Raw genomic sequence first — 1,335 nt, forward strand, 5'->3', positions numbered from 1 at the left:
GTCATTCTTTGTTACTCCTAGAAGCTTGCTCGACGTGCTTTTTGGCTTCGGGATCGTCTGCGAAGGGCAGCATCGTCGCTTCGTCGAAGCTCTTCTTGCGCTTGCCGCTGTAGGCCCAGATCACCAGGCCGATGAAGGCGACCATGATCACCACGGTGCCCAGTCCACGCAGAGTCCCGATATCCATCACACTCACCGTTTGCTCTTGATAGAGGTTCCCAGGCCTTGAAGGAACGCCACCAGGGCGTCCATCTCGGTCTTGCCCTTCACGGCTTCACGTGCACCGGCGATGTCCTCGTCGGTGTAAGGCACGCCCAGCTTGCGCAGGACTTCCATCTTGGTGGCGGTGTCCTTGCCATCAAGCTTGTTCTCTACCAGCCACGGGTAGGCGGGCATCTTCGACTCGGGCACCACGTTGCGCGGGTTGAACAGGTGTGCGCGGTGCCAGTCGTCGGAGTAACGGCCGCCGACGCGGGCCAGGTCCGGGCCGGTACGCTTGGAACCCCACAGGAACGGGTGGTCCCAGACGCTTTCACCGGCGACCGAGTAATGGCCGTAGCGTTCGGTCTCGGCACGGAACGGACGGACCATCTGCGAGTGGCAGCCGACGCAGCCTTCGCGGATGTAGATGTCGCGACCTTCCAGTTCCAGGGCGGTACGCGGCTTCATGCCTTCGACCGGGGTATTGGTCACGTCCTGGAAGAACAGCGGAACGATCTGGGTCAGGCCGCCGATGCTGACGGCGATCACCATGAAGATGGCCAGCAGGCCGACGTTCTTCTCGAGTATTTCGTGGTTCTTCATTTACGTCGGGCTCCTCAGGCGATCTGCGCGGCGGCTTCGTATTCGGCCGGCTTGGCAGCACGCACGGTGCGCCAGGTGTTGTAGGCCATCAGCAGCATGCCGGTGAGGAAGAAACCACCGCCGATCATGCGCACGATGAAGCCCGGGTGGCTTGCGACCAGTGCTTCAACGAAGGAGTAGGTCAGGGTGCCGTCCTCGTTGACCGCGCGCCACATCAGGCCCTGGGTGATGCCGTTGACCCACATCGAGGCGATGTACAGCACGGTGCCGATGGTGGCCAGCCAGAAGTGCGCGTTGATCAGGCCGATGCTGTGCATCTGCGGGCGACCGAAGACTTTCGGGATCAGGTGGTAGAGCGAGCCGATGGAGATCATCGCCACCCAGCCGAGGGCGCCGGCGTGCACGTGGCCGATGGTCCAGTCGGTGTAGTGGGAGAGGGCGTTGACGGTCTTGATCGCCATCATCGGGCCTTCGAAGGTGGACATGCCGTAGAACGCCAGGGACACCACCAGGAAGCGCAGGATCGGGTCG

At 62.4% G+C, this 1,335-nt stretch carries 3 protein-coding genes; all 3 read right to left on the bottom strand.

Annotated features, from left to right (window positions below; translation table 11 throughout):
• Position 1: 1 nt before the first annotated feature.
• Positions 2-187, bottom strand: coding sequence for a CcoQ/FixQ family Cbb3-type cytochrome c oxidase assembly chaperone (locus HMPREF1224_RS43870; RefSeq protein ID WP_003087298.1), 186 nt, complete (start codon positions 185-187; stop codon positions 2-4).
• 5 nt (positions 188-192) lie between these two features.
• Complete coding sequence (gene ccoO, locus HMPREF1224_RS43875; RefSeq protein WP_010794534.1) at positions 193-804, bottom strand: cytochrome-c oxidase, cbb3-type subunit II; 612 nt, start codon at positions 802-804, stop codon at positions 193-195.
• 14 nt (positions 805-818) lie between these two features.
• A partial coding sequence (locus HMPREF1224_RS43880; RefSeq protein ID WP_010794535.1) for a cbb3-type cytochrome c oxidase subunit I occupies positions 819-1,335 on the bottom strand: 517 nt, incomplete at its 5' end.

Source organism: Pseudomonas sp. P179 (assembly GCF_000478485.2).
Classification (GTDB): domain Bacteria; phylum Pseudomonadota; class Gammaproteobacteria; order Pseudomonadales; family Pseudomonadaceae; genus Pseudomonas; species Pseudomonas aeruginosa.

Excerpts from the sequence above, each read along its gene's own strand:
- HMPREF1224_RS43870 (WP_003087298.1), bottom strand. The coding sequence starts at position 187 with ATGGATATCGGGACTCTGCGTGGACTGGGCACCGTGGTGATCATGGTC.
- ccoO (WP_010794534.1), bottom strand. The coding sequence starts at position 804 with ATGAAGAACCACGAAATACTCGAGAAGAACGTCGGCCTGCTGGCCATC.